Below are 22,385 nucleotides of genomic sequence, written 5' to 3' on the forward strand. Positions count from 1 at the left end.
CGGGGGTGCCCGAGAACGTCAGGCGGGACCGCCGCCGAACTCGCGTTCCAGCGACGCGATCTGGTTGGAGCCGAGACCTCGCACACGGCGGCTCTCGGAGATGCCGAGTCGCTCCATGATCTGCTTGGCGCGCACCTTGCCGACGCCGGGCAGGGATTCGAGGAGGGCGGAGACCTTCATCTTGCCGATGACGTCGTTCTCCTGTCCCTGCTTGATGACCTCGTGGAGGGAGGCGCCGGAGTGCTTGAGTCGATTCTTGACCTCGGCCCGCTCCCGGCGAGCCGCGGCGGCCTTTTCGAGCGCGGCTGCGCGCTGTTCAGGGGTAAGGGGCGGAAGAGCCACGCCTACGTCACCTCGGATGTCGAACTGTCGGATACGGACCGGTGAGGAACGGGGTCGCCCCACACCAGGGCGAGCAACGCGCGAGACCTCCGCATGTTGGCTCTCGACGGAGACTAGCGTTGAAGACCGCTCTCGTCAGCGAGAACAGCCGAAAAGTCCTGGTCAGCATCGCTCGACCAGGACATTTCAGGCAAAACAACCCGCTTTTCTTCCTGGATCGACGCCGGATCCGCGCAGAATCCGCGTTCGATCCGCGTCAGCGCGCTCCTTCCGCGCCCTCGACCGCCGTCCGGACCTCGTCGCTGAACCGCTCCGCCGCCGCACGCAGGGCGTAAACATCCGGACCGGCACGGAGTACACCCCGGCTCACACTCGGCACCACATTCCGGACGGCAGCGCCGAACACCCCGGGAAGATCCGCGGGGGTCGCGCCCTGCGCGCCGATGCCGGGGGCGAGGAGCGGACCGTTGACGGCGAGATTCACGCCGGCCTCGCCGAGGGTCGCCCCCACGACGGCGCCGACCGACCCCAGCGGCGTCGCGCCGGCGTTCTCCGCGGCCATGTGGTCGAGCATCACCTGTGCGACCGAGGGACCGCCCGCGGTGGTGGCCCGCTGGACCTCGGCGCCCTCCGGGTTGGAGGTGAGGGCGAGCACGAAGAGACCGGAGCCGCTGATCCGTGCGGCGTCCAGGGCGGGCCGCAGAGAGCCGAAGCCGAGGTACGGCGAGACCGTGACGGCGTCCGAGAAGAGCGGGCTGTCCTTGTCGAGGTACGTGGCGGCGTACGCGGCCATGGTGGAGCCGATGTCGCCGCGCTTGGCGTCCATCAGGACGAGCGCGCCGGCGGCACGGGCCTCGGCGACCGCCTGCTCCAGGACGGCGACACCGCGCGAGCCGAACCGCTCGAAGAACGCCGACTGCGGCTTCAGTACGGCGACGCGGTCGGCCAGCGCCTCGACGACCGTCCGTGTGAAGGCCGTCAGTCCCGCGACGTCGTCGCTCAGACCCCAGGCGTGCAGCAGCGAGCTGTGGGGGTCGATGCCCACGCAGAGCGGCCCCCGGGTGTCCATGGCGCGGCGCAGGCGTGCGCCGAAGGCCTCCGACTCCGGCTCGGGGGCCGACGCGGCGGCGGTGTTCATGCGCGCACCTTCCTGATGTCGGCGCCGACGGCGTCGGCGAGCGTGGCGTACTCGCTGGTGGCCAGCCGGGCGGCGAGCCCCTTGTGGATACCCCGGCTCCAGAACGGGCCCTGGTAGATGAAGGCGCTGTAGCCCTGCACGAGGGTCGCGCCCGCCAGGATCCGCTGCCAGGCGTCCTCGGCGTTCTCGATGCCGCCCACGCCGACCAGGGTGATCCTGTCCCCCACACGGCCGTACAGCCGCCTCAGGACCTCCAGCGAGCGCTCCTTCAGGGGCGCTCCGGACAGTCCGCCGGCCTCGGCGAGCAGGGACGGGGCCGTCTTCAGGCCGAGGCCGTGCCGGGCGATGGTGGTGTTGGTGGCGATGATGCCGTCCAGGCCCAGCTCGACGGCCAGGTCGGCGACGGCGTCGATGTCCTCGTCGGCGAGGTCGGGGGCGATCTTGACCAGCAGCGGGACGCGCCGCTCGGTGACCACGCGGTCGGCGGCCTCGCGTACGGCGGTCAGGAGCGGACGCAGCTGGTCGACGGCCTGGAGATCGCGCAGACCGGGGGTGTTCGGGGACGAGACGTTGACGACGAGATAGTCGGCGTGGGCGGCCAGGCGCTCGGTCGACGTCACGTAGTCACCGATCGCGCTCGCGTCCGGGACGGCCTTGGTCCTGCCGATGTTGACGCCGACCGTCGTACGGAAGATCTCCCGGCGGGTGGCGAGGCGCAGGGCGATGGTCGCCGATCCGTCGTTGTTGAAGCCCATGCGGTTGATCAGCGCCCGGTCGGCGGGCAGCCGGAACAGCCGCTGCGGGGGGTTGCCCGGCTGCGGCCGGCCGGTGACCGTGCCGATCTCGACATGGTCGAAGCCGAGCATGCTCATGGCGTCGACGGCGACGGCGTTCTTGTCGAAGCCGGCGGCCAGACCGAAGGGGCCGTGCATCCGCAGACCGAAGGCCTCGGTGCGCAGCTCCTTGTAACGAGGCGCGAGCGCCGCGGCCACGAAGGTACGCAGGACGGGGATCCCGACGACGAACCGGATCCACCGGAAGGCCAGCTGGTGGGCCTGCTCCGGGTCCATCCGCCGGAAGAAGAGCCGGAAGAAGAGTCGGTACATGAGGGGCGGGCTCCTCTGGGTCGTGTCTGAAAAGTGGCGCCGTCCGCCGGCGGGGCGGGGCGCGAGGCGCACGCGTCGGCGTCGGCGCGTGCGCTCGCGTGACGGGGGATCATTCTCGTACCGGACGTACTCGAACGACCCCGCCGACGCAAGGGGCGCCCTCCTGTCCTGGGGGAACTGCGCCGGACACGCCCTGGGGCGTGTCCGCGAAGCAGCCCCGTCCTGAAAGCGGCGTCGTCCGCCCGCCGGACACGCCCTAGTCCTCGCGGGCGGCGATGAGGTGCTGTGCGTGCTCCTGGAGCGAACGGACGCCCACGCCGCCGTGGTTGAGGGCGTCGATGCCCTGGACGGCGGCCGCGAGCGCCTGCACCGTCGTCAGGCAGGGGACGCCGCGTGCCACGGCTGCCGTACGGATCTCGTAGCCGTCGAGCCGGCCGCCGGTGCCGTAGGGGGTGTTGACGATGAGGTCGACCTCGCCGTCGTGGATGAGCTGGACGATGGTCCTCTCGCCGTTCGGTCCGGCGCCCTCGAACTGCTTGCGCACGACTGTGGCGTTGATGCCGTTGCGCCGCAGGACCTCGGCGGTGCCGGAGGTGGCGAGCAGTTCGAAGCCGTGCGCGACCAGTTCACGCGCCGGGAAGATCATCGAGCGCTTGTCGCGGTTGGCGACGGAGATGAAGGCGCGGCCCTTCGTAGGAAGCGGACCGTACGCCGCTGCCTGCGACTTGGCGTACGCCGTGCCGAAGACGGAGTCGATGCCCATGACCTCGCCGGTGGAGCGCATCTCCGGGCCCAGCACCGTGTCGACGCCGCGTCCGTGGATATCGCGGAAGCGCGACCACGGCATGACGGCCTCCTTGACGGAGATCGGCGCGTCCATGGGCAGGGTGCCGCCGTCGCCGTTGGCCGGCAGCAGGCCCTCCGTACGGAGGTCGGCGATGGTGGCGCCCAGCGAGATCCGGGCGGCCGCCTTGGCCAGTGGCACGGCGGTGGCCTTCGAGGTGAACGGCACGGTGCGCGAGGCGCGCGGGTTGGCCTCCAGAACGTAGAGGATGTCCCCGGCCAGCGCGAACTGGATGTTGATCAGGCCGCGGACGCCGACTCCGCGCGCGATGGCCTCGGTGGAGGCGCGCAGCCGCTTGATGTCGAAGCCGCCGAGGGTGATCGGGGGCAGGGCGCACGCCGAGTCGCCGGAGTGGATGCCGGCCTCCTCGATGTGCTCCATGACGCCGCCCAGGTACAGCTCCGTCCCGTCGTAGAGCGCGTCGACGTCGATCTCGATGGCGTCGTCGAGGAAGCGGTCCACCAGGACCGGCCGGGTGGGGCTGATCTCGGTGGATTCGGCGATGTACGAGGAGAGGCGGGTCTCGTCGTACACGATCTCCATGCCGCGTCCGCCGAGCACGTACGAGGGACGGACCAGCACGGGGTAGCCGATCTCGTCGGCGATGGCCTTGGCCTCGTCGAAGGTGGTGGCCGTGCCGTGCTTGGGCGCGGGCAGCCCGGCCTCGGCGAGGACCCGGCCGAAGGCGCCGCGGTCCTCGGCGGCGTGGATCGCCTCCGGGGGCGTGCCGACGACCGGGACGCCGTTGTCCTTGAGCGCCTGGGCGAGACCGAGCGGTGTCTGGCCGCCGAGCTGGACGATGACGCCCGCGACGGGCCCGGCCAGGGTCTCCGCGTGGACGATCTCCAGGACGTCCTCCAGGGTGAGCGGCTCGAAGTAGAGCCGGTCGGAGGTGTCGTAGTCGGTGGAGACGGTCTCGGGGTTGCAGTTGACCATCACGGTCTCGTAGCCGCCGACCGGCGTCGGTGCCGTGCTCAGCGCGAAGGAGGCGTGCACGCAGGAGTAGTCGAACTCGATGCCCTGGCCGATGCGGTTGGGGCCGGAACCGAGAATGATCACGGCGGGCCTCTCGCGCGGCGCGACCTCGCTCTCCTCGTCGTACGAGGAGTAGAAGTACGGGGTCTTGGCGGCGAATTCGGCGGCGCACGTGTCGACCGTCTTGTAGACGGGGCGCACGCCGAGCGCGTGCCGTACCTCGCGCACGACATCCTCGCGCAGGCCCCGGATCTCGGCGATCTGGGCGTCGGAGAAGCCGTGCCGCTTGGCCTCGGCGAGGAGTTCGGGGCCGAGCCTGTCGGCGGCGGCGAGCTCGTCCGCGTACTCCTTGATCAGGAAGAGCTGGTCGACGAACCACGGGTCGATCTTCGTCGCGTCGAAGACCTCCTCCTGGCTCGCCCCGGCGCGGATCGCCCGCATGACGGTGTTGATCCGGCCGTCGGTGGGGACCTTCGCCAGCTCCAGCTGCTCGGCCTTGTCGCCGGGCGCTTCCGTGAAGGCGAACTGGCTGCCCTTCTTCTCCAGCGAGCGCAGCGCCTTCTGGAGCGCCTCGGTGAAGTTACGGCCGATCGCCATGGCCTCGCCCACCGACTTCATGGTGGTGGTGAGGGTGGCGTCGGCGGCGGGGAACTTCTCGAAGGCGAAACGCGGGACCTTCACCACGACGTAGTCGAGGGTCGGCTCGAAGGACGCCGGGGTCTTCTCGGTGATGTCGTTGGGGATCTCGTCCAGCGTGTAGCCGACGGCGAGACGCGCGGCGATCTTGGCGATCGGGAAGCCGGTGGCCTTGGAGGCGAGCGCGGAGGAGCGCGAGACGCGCGGGTTCATCTCGATGACGATGATCCGGCCGTCGACCGGGTCGACGGCGAACTGGATGTTGCAGCCGCCGGTGTCGACGCCGACCTCGCGAATGATCGCGATGCCGATGTCACGCAGCCGCTGGTACTCGCGGTCGGTGAGGGTCATCGCGGGCGCGACGGTGATGGAGTCGCCGGTGTGGACGCCCATCGGGTCGAAGTTCTCGATGGAGCAGACGACCACGACGTTGTCGTGTCTGTCGCGCATCAGCTCCAGTTCGTACTCCTTCCAGCCGAGGATGGACTCCTCCAGGAGCACCTCGGTGGTCGGGGAGAGCATCAGGCCCTGTCCGGCGATCCGGCGCAGCTCGTCCTCGTCGTGGGCGAAACCGGAGCCGGCGCCGCCCATGGTGAAGGAGGGGCGTACGACGACGGGGTAGCCGCCCAGTTCGTCGACGCCGGCCAGGATGTCGTCCATCGTGTGGCAGATGACGGAGCGGGCGGACTCGCCGTGGCCGATCTTGGCGTTGACGGCCTCGACGACGCCCTTGAAGAGTTCGCGGTCCTCGCCCTTGTTGATGGCCTCGACGTTGGCACCGATGAGTTCGACGCCGTACTTCTCCAGGACGCCGTTGTCGTGCATGGAGATCGCGGTGTTGAGCGCGGTCTGGCCGCCGAGAGTGGGCAGCAGCGCGTCGGGGCGCTCCTTGGCGATGATCTTCTCGACGAACTCGGGGGTGATCGGCTCGACGTACGTGGCGTCGGCGATCTCCGGGTCCGTCATGATCGTGGCCGGGTTGGAGTTGACGAGGATGACGCGCAGGCCCTCGGCCTTGAGCACGCGGCAGGCCTGGGTGCCCGAGTAGTCGAACTCGGCCGCCTGGCCGATGACGATCGGACCCGAGCCGATGACCAGGACGGACCGGATATCGGAGCGCTTAGGCACGCGGGCCCTCCTTCAGGACTGTGTTCATCAGAGACGTGAAGCGGTCGAAGAGGTACGCGGCGTCGTGCGGGCCGGCGGCCGCCTCGGGGTGGTACTGGACGCTGAAGACCGGCCGGTCGAGCAGCCTGAGCCCCTCGACCACGTTGTCGTTGAGACAGACGTGGGAGACCTCGGCGCGGCCGTAGGGGGTGTCGGAGATCCGGTCGAGCGGGGCGTCGACGGCGAACCCGTGGTTGTGCGCGGTGACTTCGACCTTGCCGGTGGAACGATCCTGCACCGGCTGGTTGATGCCGCGGTGGCCGTATTTGAGCTTGTACGTGCCGAACCCCAGCGCGCGGCCGAGGAGTTGATTGCCGAAGCAGATGCCGAAGAGCGGTGTACCGCGCTCCAGCACACCCTTGACCACCGTGAGGTCGGCGGTGGCGGGGTCGCCGGGGCCGTTGGAGAGGAACACGCCGTCGGGCTCGACCGCGTACACGTCGTCGACGGTGGCGGTGGCGGGCAGCACATGCACCTCGATGCCGCGCTCGGCCATCCGCCGGGGCGTCATGCCCTTGATGCCGAGGTCGATGGCGGCGACGGTGAACCGCTTGGTGCCGATGGCCGGGACGACGTACGCCTCGGTCACGGCGACCTCCGCGGAGAGGTTCGCGCCCTTCATCCCGGGCGCCTCCCGCACGCGCGCGGTCAGCGCCGCGTCGTCGTTGAGGGCTCCGGCGAGGGTGTCGCCGGAGAAGATGCCGACGCGCATCGCGCCGCGCTCGCGCAGATGGCGGGTGAGCGCGCGGGTGTCGACACCGCTGATGCCGACGACACCCTGCCGTACCAGCTCCTCGTCCAGGGAGCGCCGGGAGCGCCAGTTGGACGGGATGCGGGCGGGGTCGCGTACGACATAGCCGGCGACCCAGATCCGGCCGGACTCGTCGTCCTCGTCGTTGACGCCGGTGTTGCCGACGTGCGGGGCGGTCATCACGACGACCTGGCGGTGGTACGAGGGGTCGGTGAGGGTTTCCTGATAGCCGGTCATGCCGGTGGAGAACACCGCCTCGCCGAAGGTCTCCCCCACGGCCCCGTAGGCACGGCCGCGGAAACTCCGGCCGTCCTCCAGGACGAGTACGGCGGGAGCCTGTGCGGCTCCCCGGGTGGAGAGGGTCATCGTGCGGTGCCTTCCGTCGTGATCGGCGCGTCGTTCGTCGTCATGGCCTGGTTCATGGAGTTGACGGCTTCGACCCAGGCGGTGTGCTCCGCCGCGCGGTCCGAGCGGAAGCCGGAGTCGAGCAGCCGGTCGCCGTGCTGCCAGGTGAGGATCAGCAGTCCGCCCTCGGCGAGGACCTTGCCGGCGATGCCCTTGTCGAGCCGGGCGGCGCGCAGTTGGCCGGCCGGGACGAAGAAGTCGGTGGCCCCCGGCCGTACGACCTCCACGCCCGCGTCGGTGAGCGTCAGCTCCACCCGGCTGCGGACGCCGAGGCCGTGGGCGACGATCCGGTCCAGCCACTGACCGGCGGTCGTGGAGCCGTGGTACCGGCCGCCGAGCCGCAGCCGTACGTCCCCGGCCGCCTCGGGAGCCTGTGGGAGCTCCGGCAGATCGGCCTGGAGGCTCCCGCGCCACTTCCAGCCCTGGCGCATCAGCCAGTACACCAACGCGATGAAGACCAGCAGGCCCACCACCCAGCCGATACGGGCGGACCAGTCGGTCACCTCCGCCGACTTCTGCTCGGCGGCCAGATTGATCAGTGCAGCGCTCACGCCAGATTCCCGTCGACGACCGTGGCACGGCCCCGCAGGAAGGTGTGGGTGACACGTCCCGGCAGCTCGCGGCCCTGGTAGGGGGTGTTACGGCTGCGGGAGGCGAAGCCCGCGGGGTCCACCACTCCACGGTAAGCGGGATCGACGAGCGTGAGGTTGGCGGGCTCACCTGCCGAGACCGGACGGCCGTGGCCGGCGAGGCGGCCGATCTGCGCGGGCCGTACCGACATCCGGTCGGCGACGCCCGCCCAGTCGATCAGACCGGTGTCGACCATCGTCTGCTGGACGACGGAGAGCGCGGTCTCCAGGCCGACCATGCCCATGGCCGCCGCCGCCCACTCGCAGTCCTTGTCCTCGTGCGGGTGCGGGGCGTGGTCGGTGGCGACGCAGTCGATCGTGCCGTCCGCGAGGGCCTCGCGCAGCGCCAGGACGTCGGCCTCGGTGCGCAGCGGCGGGTTCACCTTGTAGATGGGGTTGTAGGACCGTACGAGCTCGTCCGTCAGCAGCAGATGGTGCGGGGTGACCTCGGCGGTGACGTTCCAGCCCTTGGACTTGGCCCACCGGACGATCTCGACCGACCCGGCGGTGGAGAGATGGCAGATGTGGACGCGGGAGCCGACATGGGCGGCCAGCAGGACGTCCCGGGCGATGATCGACTCCTCGGCGACGGCGGGCCAGCCGCCGAGCCCGAGCTCCGCCGAGACGACGCCCTCGTTCATCTGGGCGCCCTCGGTGAGCCGGGGCTCCTGGGCGTGCTGGGCGATGACGCCGTCGAAGGCCTTCACGTACTCCAGGGCCCGGCGCATGATCACCGCGTCGTCCACGCACTTGCCGTCGTCGGAGAAGACCCGCACCCCGGCGGCCGAGTCGTGCATGGCGCCGAGTTCGGCGAGCTGTTTGCCCTCCAGGCCGACGGTGACGGCGCCGACGGGCTGTACGTCGCAGTAGCCGGACTCCCGGCCGAGCCGCCAGACCTGCTCGACGACGCCGGCGGTGTCGGCGACGGGGAAGGTGTTGGCCATGGCGTGCACGGCGGTGAAGCCGCCGACCGCCGCCGCCCTGGTGCCGGTGAGGACGGTCTCGGAGTCCTCGCGCCCCGGCTCGCGCAGATGCGTGTGCAGGTCGACCAGGCCCGGCAGCAGGATCTGCCCCTCGGCCGCCACGACGGTGGCGTCACCCGCGTCGATGCCGAGGCCCACCCGCTCGATGACCGTGCCGTCGATGAGGACGTCGCTCGCTTCGCCGCCGAGCACCTTGGCGCCACGGATCAGGGTCTTGCTCATGATTACTTGCTCTCCTCGGTGGCGGACGACGCGCGGGAATGGGTGACGGCGGGCTCGTTGCCGCCCAGCAGCAGATACAGGACGGCCATCCGCGTCGAGACGCCGTTGGCGACCTGCTCGACGGCCGTGCAGCGGTCGGAGTCGGCGACCTCCGCGGTGATCTCCATACCGCGGTTCATCGGGCCGGGGTGCATGACGATCGAGTTGTCGGGCATCCGGGCCATCCGCTCGCCGTCGAGCCCGTAGCGCCGTGAGTACTCGCGCTCCGTCGGGAAGAAGGCGGCGTTCATTCGCTCGCGCTGGACCCGGAGCATCATCACGGCGTCCGACTTGGGCAGCACCTGGTCGAGGTCGTACGACACCTCGCACGGCCACTTCTCGACTCCGATCGGCAGCAGCGTCGGCGGGGCGACGAGCGTGACCTCGGCGCCGAGCGTGTGCAGCAGCAGGACGTTGGAGCGGGCGACGCGGCTGTGCAGGATGTCGCCGACGATCGTGATCCGGCGCCCTTCGAGGTCCCTGCCGATGCCCGCGTCGGCGCCGACGAGCCTGCGGCGCATCGTGAAGGCGTCGAGCAGCGCCTGGGTGGGATGTTCGTGCGTGCCGTCTCCCGCGTTGATGACGGCGCCGTCGATCCAGCCGGAGTTGGCGAGGCGGTAGGGGGCGCCCGAGGACCCGTGGCGGATGACGACGGCGTCCGCGCCCATCGCCTCCAGCGTCAGGGCGGTGTCCTTGAGCGACTCTCCTTTGGAGACCGACGAGCCCTTGGCCGAGAAGTTGATGACATCTGCGGAGAGGCGCTTGGCGGCCGCCTCGAAGGAGATCCGGGTGCGGGTGGAGTCCTCGAAGAAGAGGTTGACGACCGTACGGCCGCGCAGCGTCGGCAGCTTCTTGATGGGCCGGTCGGCGACCCGGGCCATCTCCTCGGCGGTGTCGAGGATCAGCACGGCGTCGTCGCGGGTGAGGTCGGCGGCGGAGATCAGATGGCCGGGGGTACGGGGGCTTGCCCCTGTGAGGCGCAACATCGGTGGTGCTCCGTTGTGTGGAGGTGGTTCCGGGGGCCGGGGCGTTCCCGGGAGGGCACGGCGGCGTCGGGGCGCGCCGAGGCCGCGGCCTGGTACCGGCCCGCGGCGTACGGGAGGGGCCGCGCTACTGCTCGCCGGCCGGGTCGGGCTTCCCCGGGTCGGGCTTCTTCAGACCGAGCAGCACGGTGTCGCGGCCGTCCTCCTCGGCGAGCTGCACCTTGACCGTCTCGCGCAGCGAGGTGGGGAGGTTCTTGCCCACGTAGTCCGCGCGGATGGGCAGTTCGCGGTGGCCGCGGTCGACGAGGACGGCGAGCTGGACCGCGCGTGGCCGGCCGATGTCGCCGAGCGCGTCGAGGGCGGCGCGGATGGTGCGGCCGGAGAAGAGCACGTCGTCCACGAGGACCACGAGACGTCCGTCGACGCCGTCGGCCGGGATGTCGGTGCGGGCGAGCGCGCGGGCGGGCCGCATGCGCAGGTCGTCCCGGTACATCGTGATGTCGAGGGAGCCGACCGGGATCTTGCCGCCGGTGATCTCTTCGAGCTTGTCGCCCAGCCGCCTGGCCAGGAAGACGCCACGGGTCGGGATACCGAGCAGAACCACGTCGTCGGCGCCCTTGGCGCGTTCGACGATCTCGTGGGCGATACGGGTCAGTGCCCGTGCGATGTCGGGCGCCTCCAGCACGGGGCGGGCGGCATCAGAGCTGTGCGTGTCCATAAGAAACGGACCTCCTTTTCCGCCTCACGGGACGGACGTTAAAGGACGTCGGATTTGCGCCATCGACATTACCAGGTCCGGCGGCCTTTTCCGGACTTGTGGCGGGGCGGGTCCGGACCATTCGGCTTGACGCATCCAAGTCACGCTGCGTAACCTCACAGTGAGTTACCAGCCACGCGGCGGAGCCGCAGATTGTCCCAGCGTCCGGGGAGCCTTATGTCCAGCGAATACGCAAAGCAGCTCGGGGCCAAGCTCCGCGCCATCCGCACCCAGCAGGGCCTCTCCCTCCACGGCGTGGAGGAGAAGTCCCAGGGCCGTTGGAAGGCCGTGGTGGTGGGGTCGTACGAGCGCGGCGACCGCGCCGTGACCGTGCAGCGCCTCGCCGAGCTGGCCGACTTCTACGGTGTGCCGGTCCAGGAGCTCCTGCCGGGCACCACGCCGGGCGGGGCAGCCGAGCCGCCGCCGAAGCTCGTTCTGGACCTGGAGCGTCTCGCCCACGTCCCGCAGGAGAAGGCCGGCCCTCTCCAGCGTTACGCGGCGACCATCCAGAGCCAGCGCGGCGACTACAACGGCAAGGTGCTGTCGATCCGCCAGGACGACCTGCGCACCCTCGCGGTCATCTACGACCAGTCGCCCTCGGTTCTCACCGAGCAGCTCATCAGCTGGGGGGTGCTGGACGCGGACGCGCGCCGCGCCGTGGCCCACGACGAGGGCTGACACCGCGGTACAGAACAGCAGAAACGTCACATCCGGAAGGGCGGACCGCGATCGGTGGGCCGCCCTTCCGGCGCGTCGGGGCCCTGGACCGACCGAGAGAGATGTCACCCCCACGGGCCGACAGATCGAACGCGGATACGAATGGAGGGCCCGTGCGCCCCGGGCCGCGCCTCACCCTGATGGCCCAGCGGTGGATGATCGAGACCCCCGCCGCCGATTTCGGCGACCACGACACGGCTGAGCACCCACCCCGGCCGATACGCACTCAAGCGCCGGACGGGCCGCGGACTGCGGCCCGTCCGGCGCCCCAGGACACCGTCGACGGCGCCGGGCCCGCCAGGCCCTGTCCGGCGGCGAATCTAGTCGGCGCGGAGCAGGCTCGGCTTGAGGTCCTTGAAACGGCCGAGGAGACCGTTCACGAACGACGGGGACTCGTCGGTCGAGAACTCCTTGGCGAGCTGGACCGCCTCGTCGATCACCACGGCGTCGGGCGTTCCGTCCACCCACACCAGTTCGTACGTGCCGAGCCGCACGATGTTCCGGTCGACGACCGGCATCCGGTCGAGCGTCCAGCCCACCGAGTAGGTGCTGATGAGTTCGTCGATCCGCTCGGCGTACTTCGCGTATCCCTCGACGAGTTCCATCGTGTACTCGCTGACCGGCGGCTGGCGGTCGTCGGTCCGGGCGTGCCGAAGCCAGTCCGCGAGGACCGTCTGCACGGGCGCCCCGCGCTGGTCGGCCTCGAAGAGGATCTGGAAGGCGCGCTTACGGGCCTTGTTGCGGGCAGCCACGGTTAGCTGTTCACCCGGCCGAGGTACTCACCGGAGCGCGTGTCGACCTTGATCTTCTCGCCGGTCGTGATGAAGAGCGGGACACCGATCTCGTAACCGGTCTCCAGCTTGGCGGGCTTGGAGCCACCGGTGGAGCGGTCGCCCTGCACACCGGGGTCGGTGTGCTCGATGACCAGCTCGACGGCGGCGGGCAGCTCGACGTAGAGCGCGTTGCCCTCGTACATCGCCACCGTGGCCTCGAAGCCCTCCAGGAGGAAGTTCGCGGCGTCGCCGACGACCTCCCGGCTGATGTGGATCTGGTCGTAGGTGCCCATGTCCATGAAGACGAAGTACTCGCCGTCCATGTACGAGAACTGCATGTCGCGGCGGTCGACGCTGGCCGTCTCGACCTTCACGCCGGCGTTGAAGGTCTTGTCGACGACCTTGCCGGAGAGCACGTTCTTCAGCTTGGTGCGCACAAAGGCCGGGCCCTTGCCGGGCTTGACGTGCTGGAACTCGACGACGGACCAGAGCTGGCCAGAGTCGAGCTTGAGCACCATGCCGTTCTTGAGGTCGTTCGTGGAAGCCACGGTTGCGGAATCTCCTGGACTGAAGCTGGGTGGGACCACGGGTGCGCGCCGCCGGCGCGACCGGCAGAGCCTGCCGGACGGCTAGAGCGCGAGCAGTTCCTTGGTCGTAATGGTGAGTAGCTCGGGTCCGCCGTCCGCCTCGGGGCGGACGACGAGCGTGTCATCGATCCGGACACCGCCCCGGCCCGGAAGGTGGACCCCCGGTTCGACGGTGACCGGCACACAAGCGTCCAGTTTACCCATGGCAGCGGGTGCCAACTGCGGGTCCTCGTCGATTTCGAGCCCCACACCGTGTCCGGTACGGGCCGCGAGCCCCTCGCCGTATCCCGCCGACTCCAGCGGCTGACGGGCCGCGCGGTCCACGTCGCGGTAGGCGGTACCGGGTGTCAGAGCCTCCCGACCTGCCCGTTGTGCGGCGAACACCAGGTCGTACAGCTCGATCTGCCAGTCGGCGGGGGACGTGCCGATGACGAACGTACGGCCGATCTCGCAACGGTATCCGTGGTAATTGGCGCCGAGGCGAACGGAGAGGAAATCCCCCTCCTCGACCCTGCGGTCCGAGGGCCGGTGGCCCGCGCGGCCGGCGTTCGGCCCGGTGGCGACCGAGGTACGGAAGGCCGGTCCGTCGGCGCCGTGGTCGACCAGGCGCCGCTCCAGTTCCAGCGCGAGATGGCGTTCGGTGCGGCCGACGAGGATCGATTCGAGCAGTTCGCCGAGCGCCTGGTCGGAGATCTCGGCGGCGATCCGCAGCTGGGAGATCTCCCCCTCGTCCTTGACGGTGCGTTCCTGTTCCACGGCGCAGCCGAGATCGGAGAGCAGCAGGCGGGGCGCCACCGAGCCGATGGCGCGATGGCGGGCGACGGTCAGATGGTGCTCCTCGACGGCGAGGGCCCGGGCGCCGGACGCGTCGAGGAGGCCCGCGGCGGCGACGGCCGGATCGCCCGCGGCCGTGGGCAGCACGTTCAGCCGCAGCCGTTCGTCGGGGCGGCTTTCGGCGGTCGCGCCGCCGGGGGTGCGGGGGCAGAGGAGTACGTCCCGGTGGTCGGCGACGCCGAGCAGCAGGACGGCGCCCGGTGGTGCGCCGCCCGCGAGATAGCGGACGTTGGCGGGCAGGGACACCAGAGCGGCGTCGCTGCCGGCCGCGGCGCACCGGTCGCGCAGCCGCCCGCGACGGACCGCATACACCTCTGACATGTATCGAGCCTATGAGCGCGGGCCCGGCTCGGCGCGGCCGACGCGTCCGACCGGGGCGGGCCGGAGCCCGGAGGGACGGGCCTTTCCGGCGCCGCGGAGGGGCCCGGTGGCTCCGCTACCAGGCCGGTGGGCTGGCGATCGACCGGGCGAGCACGTCGTCAAGGACCCGGGCCGTCGTCTCCACGTCGTACTTCGAGTTGTCGATGATCGGCAGCCCGGAGCCGTACCAGCCGGCCATCCGGCCGTGGATACCCGCCACTTCCTCGTCCGAGAGCCTGCGGTTGCCGCTGCGCTCCGCGTTCCGCTCCAGCACGATCTCCAGGCCGGGCAGCAGGACCACGGGCAGCAGTCCGGGGCCGACATGGCGCTTCCAGCCGCCGAGTCCGACGACCGGGCGGTCGGGGAAGACCGCGTCGTCGAGGATGCAGGAGATGCCGTTGGCGAGGAAGTTACGGGCGGCGAAGCCGCAGGTGCGGCGGGCGAGGCGGTACTGCGCCTCGGAGTGCTCGTTCCACCCCGACTGCGGGTCGGCGAAGCCGGAGCAGACCCATTCGCGTACGTCGTCGAGGCTGATGTGCGCGGTGGGAACCTGCCGGCGGGCCGCCCAGTGGCGGGCGACGGTCGTCTTGCCCGCGCCGGCGGGGCCGATCAGCAGGACGGCGAGCGTGGCCGCGCCCGTACCGCTGTCGGCGAGATGCGGCACGGGTATGGGAACCGGCCCGCCCGGCGGCAGCTGGATGTGCCCGGTCGAGTCCGGCGGTGGTGGAGCCTGGGGCGCCGGGGGGCCCTGCGGGGGCACGGGCGCCTGCTGGTGCCCCTGCGGGACGCGCTGGGGTCCGGTGGGCCTGCCGGACGGCGGGGGCCCCTGAGGCGGCTGGGGTGCGCCGTGCGGGTGAGGCGCGCCGTGCTGCTGGGGGCCGCCGTGCGGGTGCGGCCCCGGGTGGCCGCCGGGCACCTGGGGGCCGTATGGCACCGCGCCCGGTACGGGTGGTTGCCCGTGGGGCGCGGGAGGGCCGGCCGGCGGCCCGGAGTGTGGTGCGGCGCCCGGTGGCGGACCGTGGGGCGGGGAGCCGTGCGCCCACGCGCCCGCGCCCTGTCCGCCCGCTCCGTGGGCCGAACCATGGGGAGGCGGCAGCGGAGCCCCCATCGCGTGCTGCATCCGGTGCCACTCCGTCTCGTACGTCTGACGCTGATCGCTCGGCCGCCAGGCCGACTTGCTTTCGAACGGTACCGTTCCCGGCCGCTTCCGTAGGAACGTCAGAGACCCGCCCCGAGTGCCCGGCCGGGCCGCCGGGCTTCCCCGTCAGCCGTCCAGTTCCTCGGCGACGGCGCGCAGCGCCAGTCGGTACGAGCCGATGCCGAACCCCGCGATCGTGCCACTGGCGACCGCCGCGACGACCGACGTGTGGCGGAATTCCTCGCGTGTGTAGGGGTTCGAGATGTGCACCTCGATCAGCGGCGCGGTGCGCTGCGCGGCGGCGTCCCGCATTCCGTACGAATAGTGGGTGAAAGCCCCGGGGTTGAGCACCACCGGGAGCGATCCGTCGGCCGCCTCGTGCAGCCAGCGGATCAGCTCGCCCTCGTCGTTCGTCTCGCGTACGTCGACCGCGAGGCCCAGCTCCTTGCCCGTCGACTGGCAGGTCTCCACAAGACCGGCGTACGAGACGGAGCCGTAGACGTCCGGCTCGCGGGAACCGAGACGGCCCAGATTGGGGCCGTTGAGCACCAGGACCCGACGGCTCACTCGGACACCTCCCCGTATGCGGCGAGCAGCACCGCCGGGTCCGGTCCCTCCAGCACGGTCGGCTTGGCCAGACCGTCGAGGACGATGAAACGCAGCAGGTCACCGCGGGATTTCTTGTCGACCTTCATGGTCTGGAGCAGCTTGGGCCACTGGTCGCCCCGGTAGGTCAGCGGCAGTCCGACGGACTTCAGGACGGCGCTGTGCCGTTCGGCGGTGGCGTCGTCGAGCCGGCCCGCCAGGCGGCCCAGTTCGGCGGCGAAGACCATGCCGATGGAGACCGCCGCGCCGTGCCGCCATTTGTAGCGTTCATTCTTCTCGATGGCATGGGCGAGCGTGTGGCCGTAGTTGAGGATCTCGCGTACGCCGGACTCCTTGAGGTCGTTGGACACGACCTCGGCCTTGACCCGGATGGAGCGCTCGATCAGCTCGGCGGTGTGCGGTCCGGCGGGCGAACGCGCCCCCTCGGGATCGGCCTCCACCAGATCGAGAATGGCCGGATCGGCGATGAATCCCGCCTTGATGATCTCGGCCATGCCGCTCACGTAGTCGTTCACCGGCAGCGAGTCCAGCGCGGCGAGGTCGCAGAGCACCCCGGCGGGCGGGTGGAAGGCGCCCACGAGGTTCTTTCCCTCGGCCGTGTTGATGCCGGTCTTGCCGCCGATCGCGGCGTCGACCATCCCGAGGACGGTCGTCGGTACGGCGATCCACCGCACCCCGCGCAGCCAGGTCGCGGCGACGAAGCCCGCGACATCGGTGGTTGCGCCGCCGCCGACGCCGACGATGACATCGCTGCGGGTGAAGCCGGTCTGGCCGAGAGCCTTCCAGCAGTAGGCGGCGACCTCGACGGTCTTGGCCTCCTCGGCGTTCGGCAGCTGGATGGCGACCGCCTCGTACCCGTGGTCCGCCAGATCCTGGCGGAGCGTCCCGCCGGTCTCGGCGAGCGACTCCGGGTGCAGCACGGCGACACGCTTGGCCTGGGGGCCGATGAGCGCGGGCAGCTCGCCCAGCAACCGCCGGCCGACCAGCACCTCGTACGGGTCGTGGCCGGTGCCGCCTACCTGGATGCGGGTGAGCGGCTGGTCCTGGTCCGTCGTCATGCCTGGTTCTCCTTGCCGGGAGCGGTGCCGGGGGCCTCGCCGGGGATGGCGGACGGATCGGCGCCGGGGACGGCCGCCGCGCCCAGATCCAGCGCCTCGATGACGGCTTCGGCGACCTCTTCGGGTGCCCGCTCGTCGGTCGGGACGACCGCGCGCGCGACCTCCGTGTAGAGGGAGCGGCGCTCCTCCATCAGCAGCTTCCACTGCTGGCGGGGGTTGATGGCGAGCAGCGGGCGGGCCAGGCCCAGACCGGTGCGCCGGACCGCCTCGTTCGCCTCCATGGAGAGATAGACGACGGGCAGGTCCGCGAGCAGTTCGCGGGTGTCCTTGTCGAGAATCGCTCCGCCGCCGAGCGCGAGGACACCGCGGTGTTCGGCGAGCGCGGTGCGTACCGCGTCCCGCTCCAGGTCGCGGAAGTGCTGCTCGCCCTCGTCGAAGAAGATGTCCGAGATCTCCCGGCCCTCGGCGGCGACGATGTCGGCGTCGGTGTCCCGGTAGTCGGTGTCGAGGCGTTCGGCGAGCAGCGCGCCCACGGTGGTCTTGCCGACCCCCATCGGGCCGACCAGGACGATCTGCGGGCCGCTCATCGGATCACCAGGTTCTCAAGGTACGATTCGACGTTGCGCCGGGTCTCGGGGACGCTGTCGCCGCCGAACTTCTCGGCAACGGCGTCGGCGAGGGTCAGCGCGACCATGGCCTCGGCGACGATGCCCGCCGCGGGCACCGCGCAGACGTCCGAGCGCTGATGGTGCGCCTTGGCGGCCTCGCCGGTGGCGACGTCCACGGTGGCGAGTGCGCGGGGCACGGTCGCGATGGGCTTCATCGCGGCCCGTACGCGCAGCAGTTCACCCGTCGACAGTCCGCCCTCGGTGCCGCCGGAGTGGCCCGAGGCGCGCCTGATGCCCTCTTCGGTGACCATGATCTCGTCGTGTGCCTGGGAGCCGGGCACCCGGGCGAGGCCGAAGCCGTCGCCGACCTCGACGCCCTTGATGGCCTGGATGCCCATGAGGGCGGCGGCGAGCCGGGCGTCGAGCCTGCGGTCCCAGTGGACGTGCGAGCCGAGACCGACGGGCACGCCGTACGCCAGCACCTCGACCACGCCGCCGAGGGTGTCACCGTCCTTGTGGGCCTGGTCGATCTCGGCGACCATCGCCTCGCTCGCCTCGGGGTCCAGGCAGCGGACGGGGTCGGCGTCGAGCCGCTCGACGTCGCCGGGGGTCGGGTACACGCCGTACGGGGCCTTGGCGGCGGCCAGTTCGACGACGTGGGACACGATCTCGATCCCGGCCGTCTCCCTCAGATACGACCGGGCGACCGCGCCGAGCGCGACCCGGGCCGCCGTCTCGCGGGCGCTGGCGCGCTCCAGGATCGGCCGGGCCTCGGACGCTCCGTACTTCTGCATGCCCGCGAGATCGGCGTGGCCGGGGCGCGGGCGGGTCAGGGGTTCGTTGCGGGCGAGGCCCGCCAGCACCTCGGGGTCGACCGGGTCGGCCGCCATGACCTGTTCCCACTTGGGCCATTCGGTGTTGCCGACCATGATCGCGACCGGCGATCCCATGGTCAGCCCGTGCCGTACGCCGCCGAGGAAGGTGACCTCGTCGCGCTCGAACTTCATCCGCGCGCCGCGCCCGTAGCCCAGGCGCCGCCTGGCGAGGTGATCGCCCACGATCTCCGTGGTGATCGGCACACCCGCGGGAAGGCCCTCCAGCGTCGCGACGAGTGCGGGTCCGTGCGACTCCCCCGCTGTCAGCCAGCGCAACCTGCTCAACGGTGCTCCTCGGTGAATCTCGACATCTTCGACGGTACGACTGCGGTACGCATCCTCGGGTCCCGATCCTGCCATGACCGGCCGCCCGCTCCGTGACTCCGTCCAGCTTGCGGATACGGGCGCGGCGGCGGCCGTCAGGCTCCGTGCGCCCCGAGCGCCCGTTCGCCGGCCTCGCGCATCACGGCGATCGGCGCGGGCGAGCGGCCGGTCATCAGCTCGACCTGGAGGACGGCCTGGTGCACGAGGAGGTCGAGCCCGCCGACCACGGGTCCGCCTTGGGCCGACCAGGCTGCGGCGAGCGCGGTGGGCCAGGGGTCGTACAGCACGTCGAAGAGAGTGCCGGGGTCCCCGGGGACGTGTCGCGCCAGCGTGTCGGTGGCGCCCGCGGGGGTCGTCGCGATCACCAGCGGGGCGCCGAGCGCGTCGGCCGCGTCCGCCCAGTCGGCGGTGCGCACGTCGACACCGAGCCGTTCACCCCAGCCGCGCATCTCGGCGGCGCGGTCCCGGCTGCGTACGTAGGCGGTGACCGGGCCCTCGCAGATGCGGGAGAGCGCGGCGAGCGCGGACGACGCGGTCGCTCCGGCGCCGAGGACGGCCGCCGACTCCACGGTGGCGACGCCTCGCGCGCGCAGGGCGGCGAGTATGCCGGGGATGTCGGTGTTCTCGCCCGTGCGCAGTCCGGCGCCGTCGATGACGACGGTGTTGACGGCCTCGACGGACGACGCCGTCTCGCTGACCTTGTCGAGCAGCGGGATGACGGCGCGCTTGAGCGGCATGGTCAGGGAGAGCCCGGCCCAGGACGGGTCGAGCCCGGTCAGGAAGGCGGGGAGTCGCGCCTCGGTGACTTCGAAGCGGTCGTACGACCAGTGGGTCAGGCCCAGTTCCGCGTACGCCGCCCGGTGGAGCACCGGGGAGAGGGAGTGAGCGATGGGAGAGCCGAGGACGGCCGCCCTGCGCTCGATGGTGCTAGTCGTTCGCATTCTTCCGTCGCTCGTTGAATTTGTCGACCAGTTTCTGGTGCTCGGCAAGGGTCTTGGTGAATTCGGTGGTCTTGCCGTCGATGGAGATGAAATACATCCAGCCCCCCGCGTCCGGCGCCTTTGTGGCGTTCAGCGCGTCGGCACCCGGATTTCCGATCGGGCCCGGCGGAAGACCCTTGTAGAAGTACGTGTTGTACGGGTCGTCGTGGTTCCTGATCTCCGAGGTGGAGATGTCGATCTCGCTCTCGTTCTTCAAGTAATTGAAGGTCGAGTCGAATTCGAGCTTCTGGTTGGTGTCGGTGTTCGTCGGCTTGAGCCGGTTGTAGACGACCGCCGCCATCTTCTTGAAGTCGTCGTGCGTGATGCCTTCGGCCTGTACGAGGCTGGCGACGGTGACGAGGTCGAGCGGTGAGTCCAGTCCGAGGTCCTCGGCCGATTTCTCCAGATCGTACTTCTTGTACTCCTGGTTGGACCGCGCGACCATCTGCTTGAGGATGTCCTCCGGCTTGGTCTTCTCCCCGATGTCGTAACGCGCGGGGTAGAGGAAGCCTTCGAGCGGGTCCTTTATTTCTTTGCTGTCGTCGGCCCAGTCGGGCAGGCCGAGTTCGCCGGCCTGCGCCTTGGCGACATCGGCGGTGGTACCTGGTTCGAGCTTGAGTTTGGTGTCGATGAACTCGTACACCTGGACGGCACGCGTGCCCTCGCCGATCGTCAGCGAGTTCAGATTGGCCGGGTTGGTCATCAACTCGACGGCGGCCTTCGCCGACATCTCTTTCTTCATCGGGTAGACACCGGGCTGAATGGCTTTGCCCTTGGGGTGCTCTCCCGCGGCGTCGACGAATGCCGCCGCGCTCTTCACCACCCCGCTCTCCTTGAGCAGGCTGCCCATTTCGGTGAGGCCCGCGCCCTGTGGGATCTCGACCTGGACGGAGCCGGTACCGGCGCCCGCGAAGTCGGCGGGCGGGCCGAAGCGCTCCTGCCAGAACTGGTAGGCGTAGTACCCGCCGCCTGCCGCGCCTCCTACGAGGACGAGGGAGGCCACGAGGCAGGCGCCGCCGCCGCGGCGCTTCTTCTTCGACGGGCCGCGGCGGTCACGACCGCCGCCTCCGCGCCTGCCGTCGCCCGCGTCGTCGTCGTACTCCCGGTCGTCCGCGTCGTCGCCCCGGTCGTCGTCACGGTCACGGCGTCGGTCGTCGTCGCGGTCCTCACCGGTGAAGAACGGGTGCGTCTCCTCCGGCTGCGGGCCGTCCCAGTCGTTCTCGGACTCGGGCCGCGGCGGAGGCGCCGCCTGACGGCGTCCCGGGGGGCCGGGTGATGCGTACGCCGCCTCGGAGGCGCCGTACGGGTCCGGGCTCCCGCCGCCGTAACCGCCGCCCTGCTGACCCGCGTAGGGGTCGCCCGGGGTCTCGCCGTAGGGCATGGCCGCCTGCTGGCCGGTGTCCCAACCGCCGCCGTACTGGGGGTCGTTGGGCTGCTGTCCGGCGTACTGCTGCTGGTCGTACTGCGGCTCGGCGTACTGCTGTTGCTGTTGCTGCGGGTACTGGGGCTGCTGCTGAGGGTGTTGCTGCTGATGCTGGGGGTGTTGCTGCGGCTGGTGTTGCTGTTGGACGTACTGCTGCTGTCCGGTGTCCCAGCCACCGCCGTCGTACTGGGGGTTGTACTGCTGCTGCGTATGGGGCTGCTGCTGGGGGTGCTGTTGCTGAGGCTGCTGCGCGTACTGCTGCTGGCCCGTGTCCCAGCCGCCACCGTTGTACTGAGGGTCGTAACTCTGCTGCGGATGGGGCTGCTGAGCCTGAGGCTGAGCGTCGTAAGGAGGAAGGCCGTCGGCGGCCTGCTGCGCTCCCCACCCCTGGTCCCCGTACAAGGGGTCCTCGGGGTGCCACGGTTCAGGGCCTCGACCCCGGCCATAGTCAGTCATCGATCCCCTAGAGCCGCGAGGCGACCGGTGCCGGGCGCGGATGGCCCGGTGTCCGTTACGCCTCTCTCTGTGCGGCAGTTGTTCGAATCCCCGCCGCATCGCGCGGAACGTTACCGTATCGCGATCAGGCGGCCTTCATCCGAGCACACAGATAACCGTAAGTATGTTCCAGTTTCGCCCGATCAGGTCTTCAGGTCTGAACCCGCACGCCCTCACCGGGCGGCGCTCCCGACGCTCTTTCGGACTCCAGCGCGTTCTGCAGAATGATGACGGCCGCCACCTGATCGATGACGGACCTGCCCTTCTTGGACTTCACACCCGAGGCACGCAGTCCCTGGCCGGCGGTCACCGTGGTCATTCTCTCATCCACGAGCCGCACGGGGACCGGTGCGATACGACGGGCGACCTCCTCCGCGAACGCCCGCACCTTGACCGCCGCCGGACCCTCGCCGCCGCTGAGCGAGCGCGGCAGACCGACGACGACCTCGATCGGCTCGTACTCCTCGACCAGTTGCACGAGCCGCCGGTGGGCGGCCGGGACATCACGTCCGGGCACGGTCTCCACCGGCGTCGCGAGGAGCCCGTCGGGGTCGCACGAGGCCACCCCGATCCGGGCGTCCCCGACATCGACGGCCAGTCTTCGGCCCCGGCGCGCGAGCGCGCTCACGC

The 22,385-nt window shown here is 70.7% G+C and carries 21 protein-coding genes; 1 reads left to right on the plus strand and 20 read right to left on the minus strand.

Going from position 1 to position 22,385, the window contains the following annotated elements; genetic code table 11:
• Window positions 1-18 precede the first annotated feature (18 nt).
• The 9 genes from ACIBBB_RS13935 to pyrR form a co-directional block, all read right to left on the minus strand.
• Window positions 19-342 carry an integration host factor gene (locus tag ACIBBB_RS13935; RefSeq protein ID WP_003956414.1) on the minus strand — a complete coding sequence of 108 codons (324 nt, stop codon included), beginning with the start codon at window positions 340-342 and terminating at the stop codon, window positions 19-21.
• A gap of 256 nt (window positions 343-598) precedes the next feature.
• Window positions 599-1,480: an orotidine-5'-phosphate decarboxylase gene (gene pyrF / locus ACIBBB_RS13940; RefSeq protein ID WP_398981515.1), complete on the minus strand. Its 882-nt coding sequence runs from the start codon at window positions 1,478-1,480 to the stop codon at window positions 599-601.
• Window positions 1,477-2,586 carry a quinone-dependent dihydroorotate dehydrogenase gene (locus tag ACIBBB_RS13945; protein WP_398981516.1) on the minus strand — a complete coding sequence of 370 codons (1,110 nt, stop codon included), beginning with the start codon at window positions 2,584-2,586 and terminating at the stop codon, window positions 1,477-1,479. The genes pyrF and ACIBBB_RS13945 overlap by 4 nt, the downstream gene beginning before the upstream one ends.
• A gap of 256 nt (window positions 2,587-2,842) precedes the next feature.
• Window positions 2,843-6,169: a carbamoyl-phosphate synthase large subunit gene (carB, locus tag ACIBBB_RS13950; RefSeq protein WP_398981518.1), complete on the minus strand. Its 3,327-nt coding sequence runs from the start codon at window positions 6,167-6,169 to the stop codon at window positions 2,843-2,845.
• Complete coding sequence (carA, locus tag ACIBBB_RS13955) at window positions 6,162-7,325, minus strand: glutamine-hydrolyzing carbamoyl-phosphate synthase small subunit (protein WP_398981520.1); 1,164 nt, start codon at window positions 7,323-7,325, stop codon at window positions 6,162-6,164. The genes carB and carA overlap by 8 nt, the downstream gene beginning before the upstream one ends.
• Window positions 7,322-7,915, minus strand: a complete 594-nt coding sequence (locus ACIBBB_RS13960; protein ID WP_398981522.1) for a hypothetical protein — start codon at window positions 7,913-7,915, stop codon at window positions 7,322-7,324. The genes carA and ACIBBB_RS13960 overlap by 4 nt, the downstream gene beginning before the upstream one ends.
• The gene (locus ACIBBB_RS13965) at window positions 7,912-9,198 is read right to left on the minus strand and encodes a dihydroorotase (protein WP_398981524.1); all 1,287 of its coding nucleotides are present in this window, start codon (window positions 9,196-9,198) and stop codon (window positions 7,912-7,914) included. The genes ACIBBB_RS13960 and ACIBBB_RS13965 overlap by 4 nt, the downstream gene beginning before the upstream one ends.
• Window positions 9,199-9,200: 2 nt before the next feature.
• Window positions 9,201-10,223 carry an aspartate carbamoyltransferase catalytic subunit gene (locus tag ACIBBB_RS13970; protein ID WP_189109211.1) on the minus strand — a complete coding sequence of 341 codons (1,023 nt, stop codon included), beginning with the start codon at window positions 10,221-10,223 and terminating at the stop codon, window positions 9,201-9,203.
• A 124-nt stretch (window positions 10,224-10,347) separates the two neighbouring features.
• Window positions 10,348-10,938 carry a bifunctional pyr operon transcriptional regulator/uracil phosphoribosyltransferase PyrR gene (gene pyrR / locus ACIBBB_RS13975; protein WP_398981527.1) on the minus strand — a complete coding sequence of 197 codons (591 nt, stop codon included), beginning with the start codon at window positions 10,936-10,938 and terminating at the stop codon, window positions 10,348-10,350.
• Between the two features lie 216 nt (window positions 10,939-11,154).
• Here pyrR and bldD point away from each other — a divergent pair, with 216 nt between their 5' ends.
• Window positions 11,155-11,655 (plus strand): transcriptional regulator BldD, encoded by a 501-nt coding sequence (gene bldD / locus ACIBBB_RS13980; protein ID WP_023542978.1) that lies wholly within the window; start codon window positions 11,155-11,157, stop codon window positions 11,653-11,655.
• A 359-nt stretch (window positions 11,656-12,014) separates the two neighbouring features.
• Here bldD and nusB read toward each other — a convergent pair whose 3' ends face one another.
• From nusB to ruvX, 11 genes are all read right to left on the minus strand, one after another.
• Entirely contained in the window at window positions 12,015-12,446 is a 432-nt protein-coding gene (gene nusB, locus ACIBBB_RS13985) for a transcription antitermination factor NusB (RefSeq protein WP_189109213.1), read from the minus strand.
• Between the two features lie 2 nt (window positions 12,447-12,448).
• Entirely contained in the window at window positions 12,449-13,015 is a 567-nt protein-coding gene (efp, locus tag ACIBBB_RS13990; protein ID WP_023542976.1) for an elongation factor P, read from the minus strand.
• Window positions 13,016-13,096: 81 nt separating this feature from the next.
• Window positions 13,097-14,209: an aminopeptidase P family protein gene (locus tag ACIBBB_RS13995; protein ID WP_398981530.1), complete on the minus strand. Its 1,113-nt coding sequence runs from the start codon at window positions 14,207-14,209 to the stop codon at window positions 13,097-13,099.
• A gap of 115 nt (window positions 14,210-14,324) precedes the next feature.
• Entirely contained in the window at window positions 14,325-15,368 is a 1,044-nt protein-coding gene (locus tag ACIBBB_RS14000; RefSeq protein ID WP_398981532.1) for an AAA family ATPase, read from the minus strand.
• 144 nt (window positions 15,369-15,512) lie between these two features.
• Entirely contained in the window at window positions 15,513-15,953 is a 441-nt protein-coding gene (aroQ, locus tag ACIBBB_RS14005) for a type II 3-dehydroquinate dehydratase (RefSeq protein WP_398981534.1), read from the minus strand.
• The gene (gene aroB, locus ACIBBB_RS14010; protein ID WP_398981536.1) at window positions 15,950-17,050 is read right to left on the minus strand and encodes a 3-dehydroquinate synthase; all 1,101 of its coding nucleotides are present in this window, start codon (window positions 17,048-17,050) and stop codon (window positions 15,950-15,952) included. Before aroB ends, aroQ begins: the two co-directional genes overlap by 4 nt.
• Entirely contained in the window at window positions 17,047-17,637 is a 591-nt protein-coding gene (locus tag ACIBBB_RS14015; RefSeq protein ID WP_398981538.1) for a shikimate kinase, read from the minus strand. Before ACIBBB_RS14015 ends, aroB begins: the two co-directional genes overlap by 4 nt.
• On the minus strand, window positions 17,634-18,818 hold the full coding sequence (gene aroC, locus ACIBBB_RS14020) for a chorismate synthase (RefSeq protein WP_398981540.1): 1,185 nt from the start codon (window positions 18,816-18,818) through the stop codon (window positions 17,634-17,636). Before aroC ends, ACIBBB_RS14015 begins: the two co-directional genes overlap by 4 nt.
• A gap of 134 nt (window positions 18,819-18,952) precedes the next feature.
• Window positions 18,953-19,798 carry a shikimate dehydrogenase gene (locus ACIBBB_RS14025; RefSeq protein ID WP_398981542.1) on the minus strand — a complete coding sequence of 282 codons (846 nt, stop codon included), beginning with the start codon at window positions 19,796-19,798 and terminating at the stop codon, window positions 18,953-18,955.
• Window positions 19,785-21,716, minus strand: coding sequence for an endolytic transglycosylase MltG (mltG, locus tag ACIBBB_RS14030; RefSeq protein ID WP_398981544.1), 1,932 nt, complete (start codon window positions 21,714-21,716; stop codon window positions 19,785-19,787). The genes ACIBBB_RS14025 and mltG overlap by 14 nt, the downstream gene beginning before the upstream one ends.
• 190 nt (window positions 21,717-21,906) lie before the next feature.
• The gene (ruvX, locus tag ACIBBB_RS14035) at window positions 21,907-22,383 is read right to left on the minus strand and encodes a Holliday junction resolvase RuvX (protein ID WP_189109222.1); all 477 of its coding nucleotides are present in this window, start codon (window positions 22,381-22,383) and stop codon (window positions 21,907-21,909) included.
• Window positions 22,384-22,385 lie beyond the last annotated feature (2 nt).

The organism is Streptomyces sp. NPDC051217 (genome assembly GCF_044455465.1).
GTDB lineage: Bacteria > Actinomycetota > Actinomycetes > Streptomycetales > Streptomycetaceae > Streptomyces.

Bases quoted from the DNA above. Each gene is read 5' to 3' on its own strand.
- pyrF (WP_398981515.1), bottom strand. From the start codon at position 1,480: ATGAACACCGCCGCCGCGTCGGCCCCCGAGCCGGAGTCGGAGGCCTTC.
- ACIBBB_RS13945 (WP_398981516.1), bottom strand. From the start codon at position 2,586: ATGTACCGACTCTTCTTCCGGCTCTTCTTCCGGCGGATGGACCCGGAG.
- carA (WP_398981520.1), bottom strand. From the start codon at position 7,325: ATGACCCTCTCCACCCGGGGAGCCGCACAGGCTCCCGCCGTACTCGTC.
- ACIBBB_RS13965 (WP_398981524.1), bottom strand. From the start codon at position 9,198: ATGAGCAAGACCCTGATCCGTGGCGCCAAGGTGCTCGGCGGCGAAGCG.
- ACIBBB_RS13970 (WP_189109211.1), bottom strand. From the start codon at position 10,223: ATGTTGCGCCTCACAGGGGCAAGCCCCCGTACCCCCGGCCATCTGATC.
- pyrR (WP_398981527.1), bottom strand. From the start codon at position 10,938: ATGGACACGCACAGCTCTGATGCCGCCCGCCCCGTGCTGGAGGCGCCC.
- bldD (WP_023542978.1), top strand. From the start codon at position 11,155: ATGTCCAGCGAATACGCAAAGCAGCTCGGGGCCAAGCTCCGCGCCATC.
- ACIBBB_RS13995 (WP_398981530.1), bottom strand. From the start codon at position 14,209: ATGTCAGAGGTGTATGCGGTCCGTCGCGGGCGGCTGCGCGACCGGTGC.
- ACIBBB_RS14000 (WP_398981532.1), bottom strand. From the start codon at position 15,368: ATGCAGCACGCGATGGGGGCTCCGCTGCCGCCTCCCCATGGTTCGGCC.
- aroB (WP_398981536.1), bottom strand. From the start codon at position 17,050: ATGACGACGGACCAGGACCAGCCGCTCACCCGCATCCAGGTAGGCGGC.
- ACIBBB_RS14015 (WP_398981538.1), bottom strand. From the start codon at position 17,637: ATGAGCGGCCCGCAGATCGTCCTGGTCGGCCCGATGGGGGTCGGCAAG.
- ACIBBB_RS14025 (WP_398981542.1), bottom strand. From the start codon at position 19,798: ATGCGAACGACTAGCACCATCGAGCGCAGGGCGGCCGTCCTCGGCTCT.
- mltG (WP_398981544.1), bottom strand. From the start codon at position 21,716: ATGACTGACTATGGCCGGGGTCGAGGCCCTGAACCGTGGCACCCCGAG.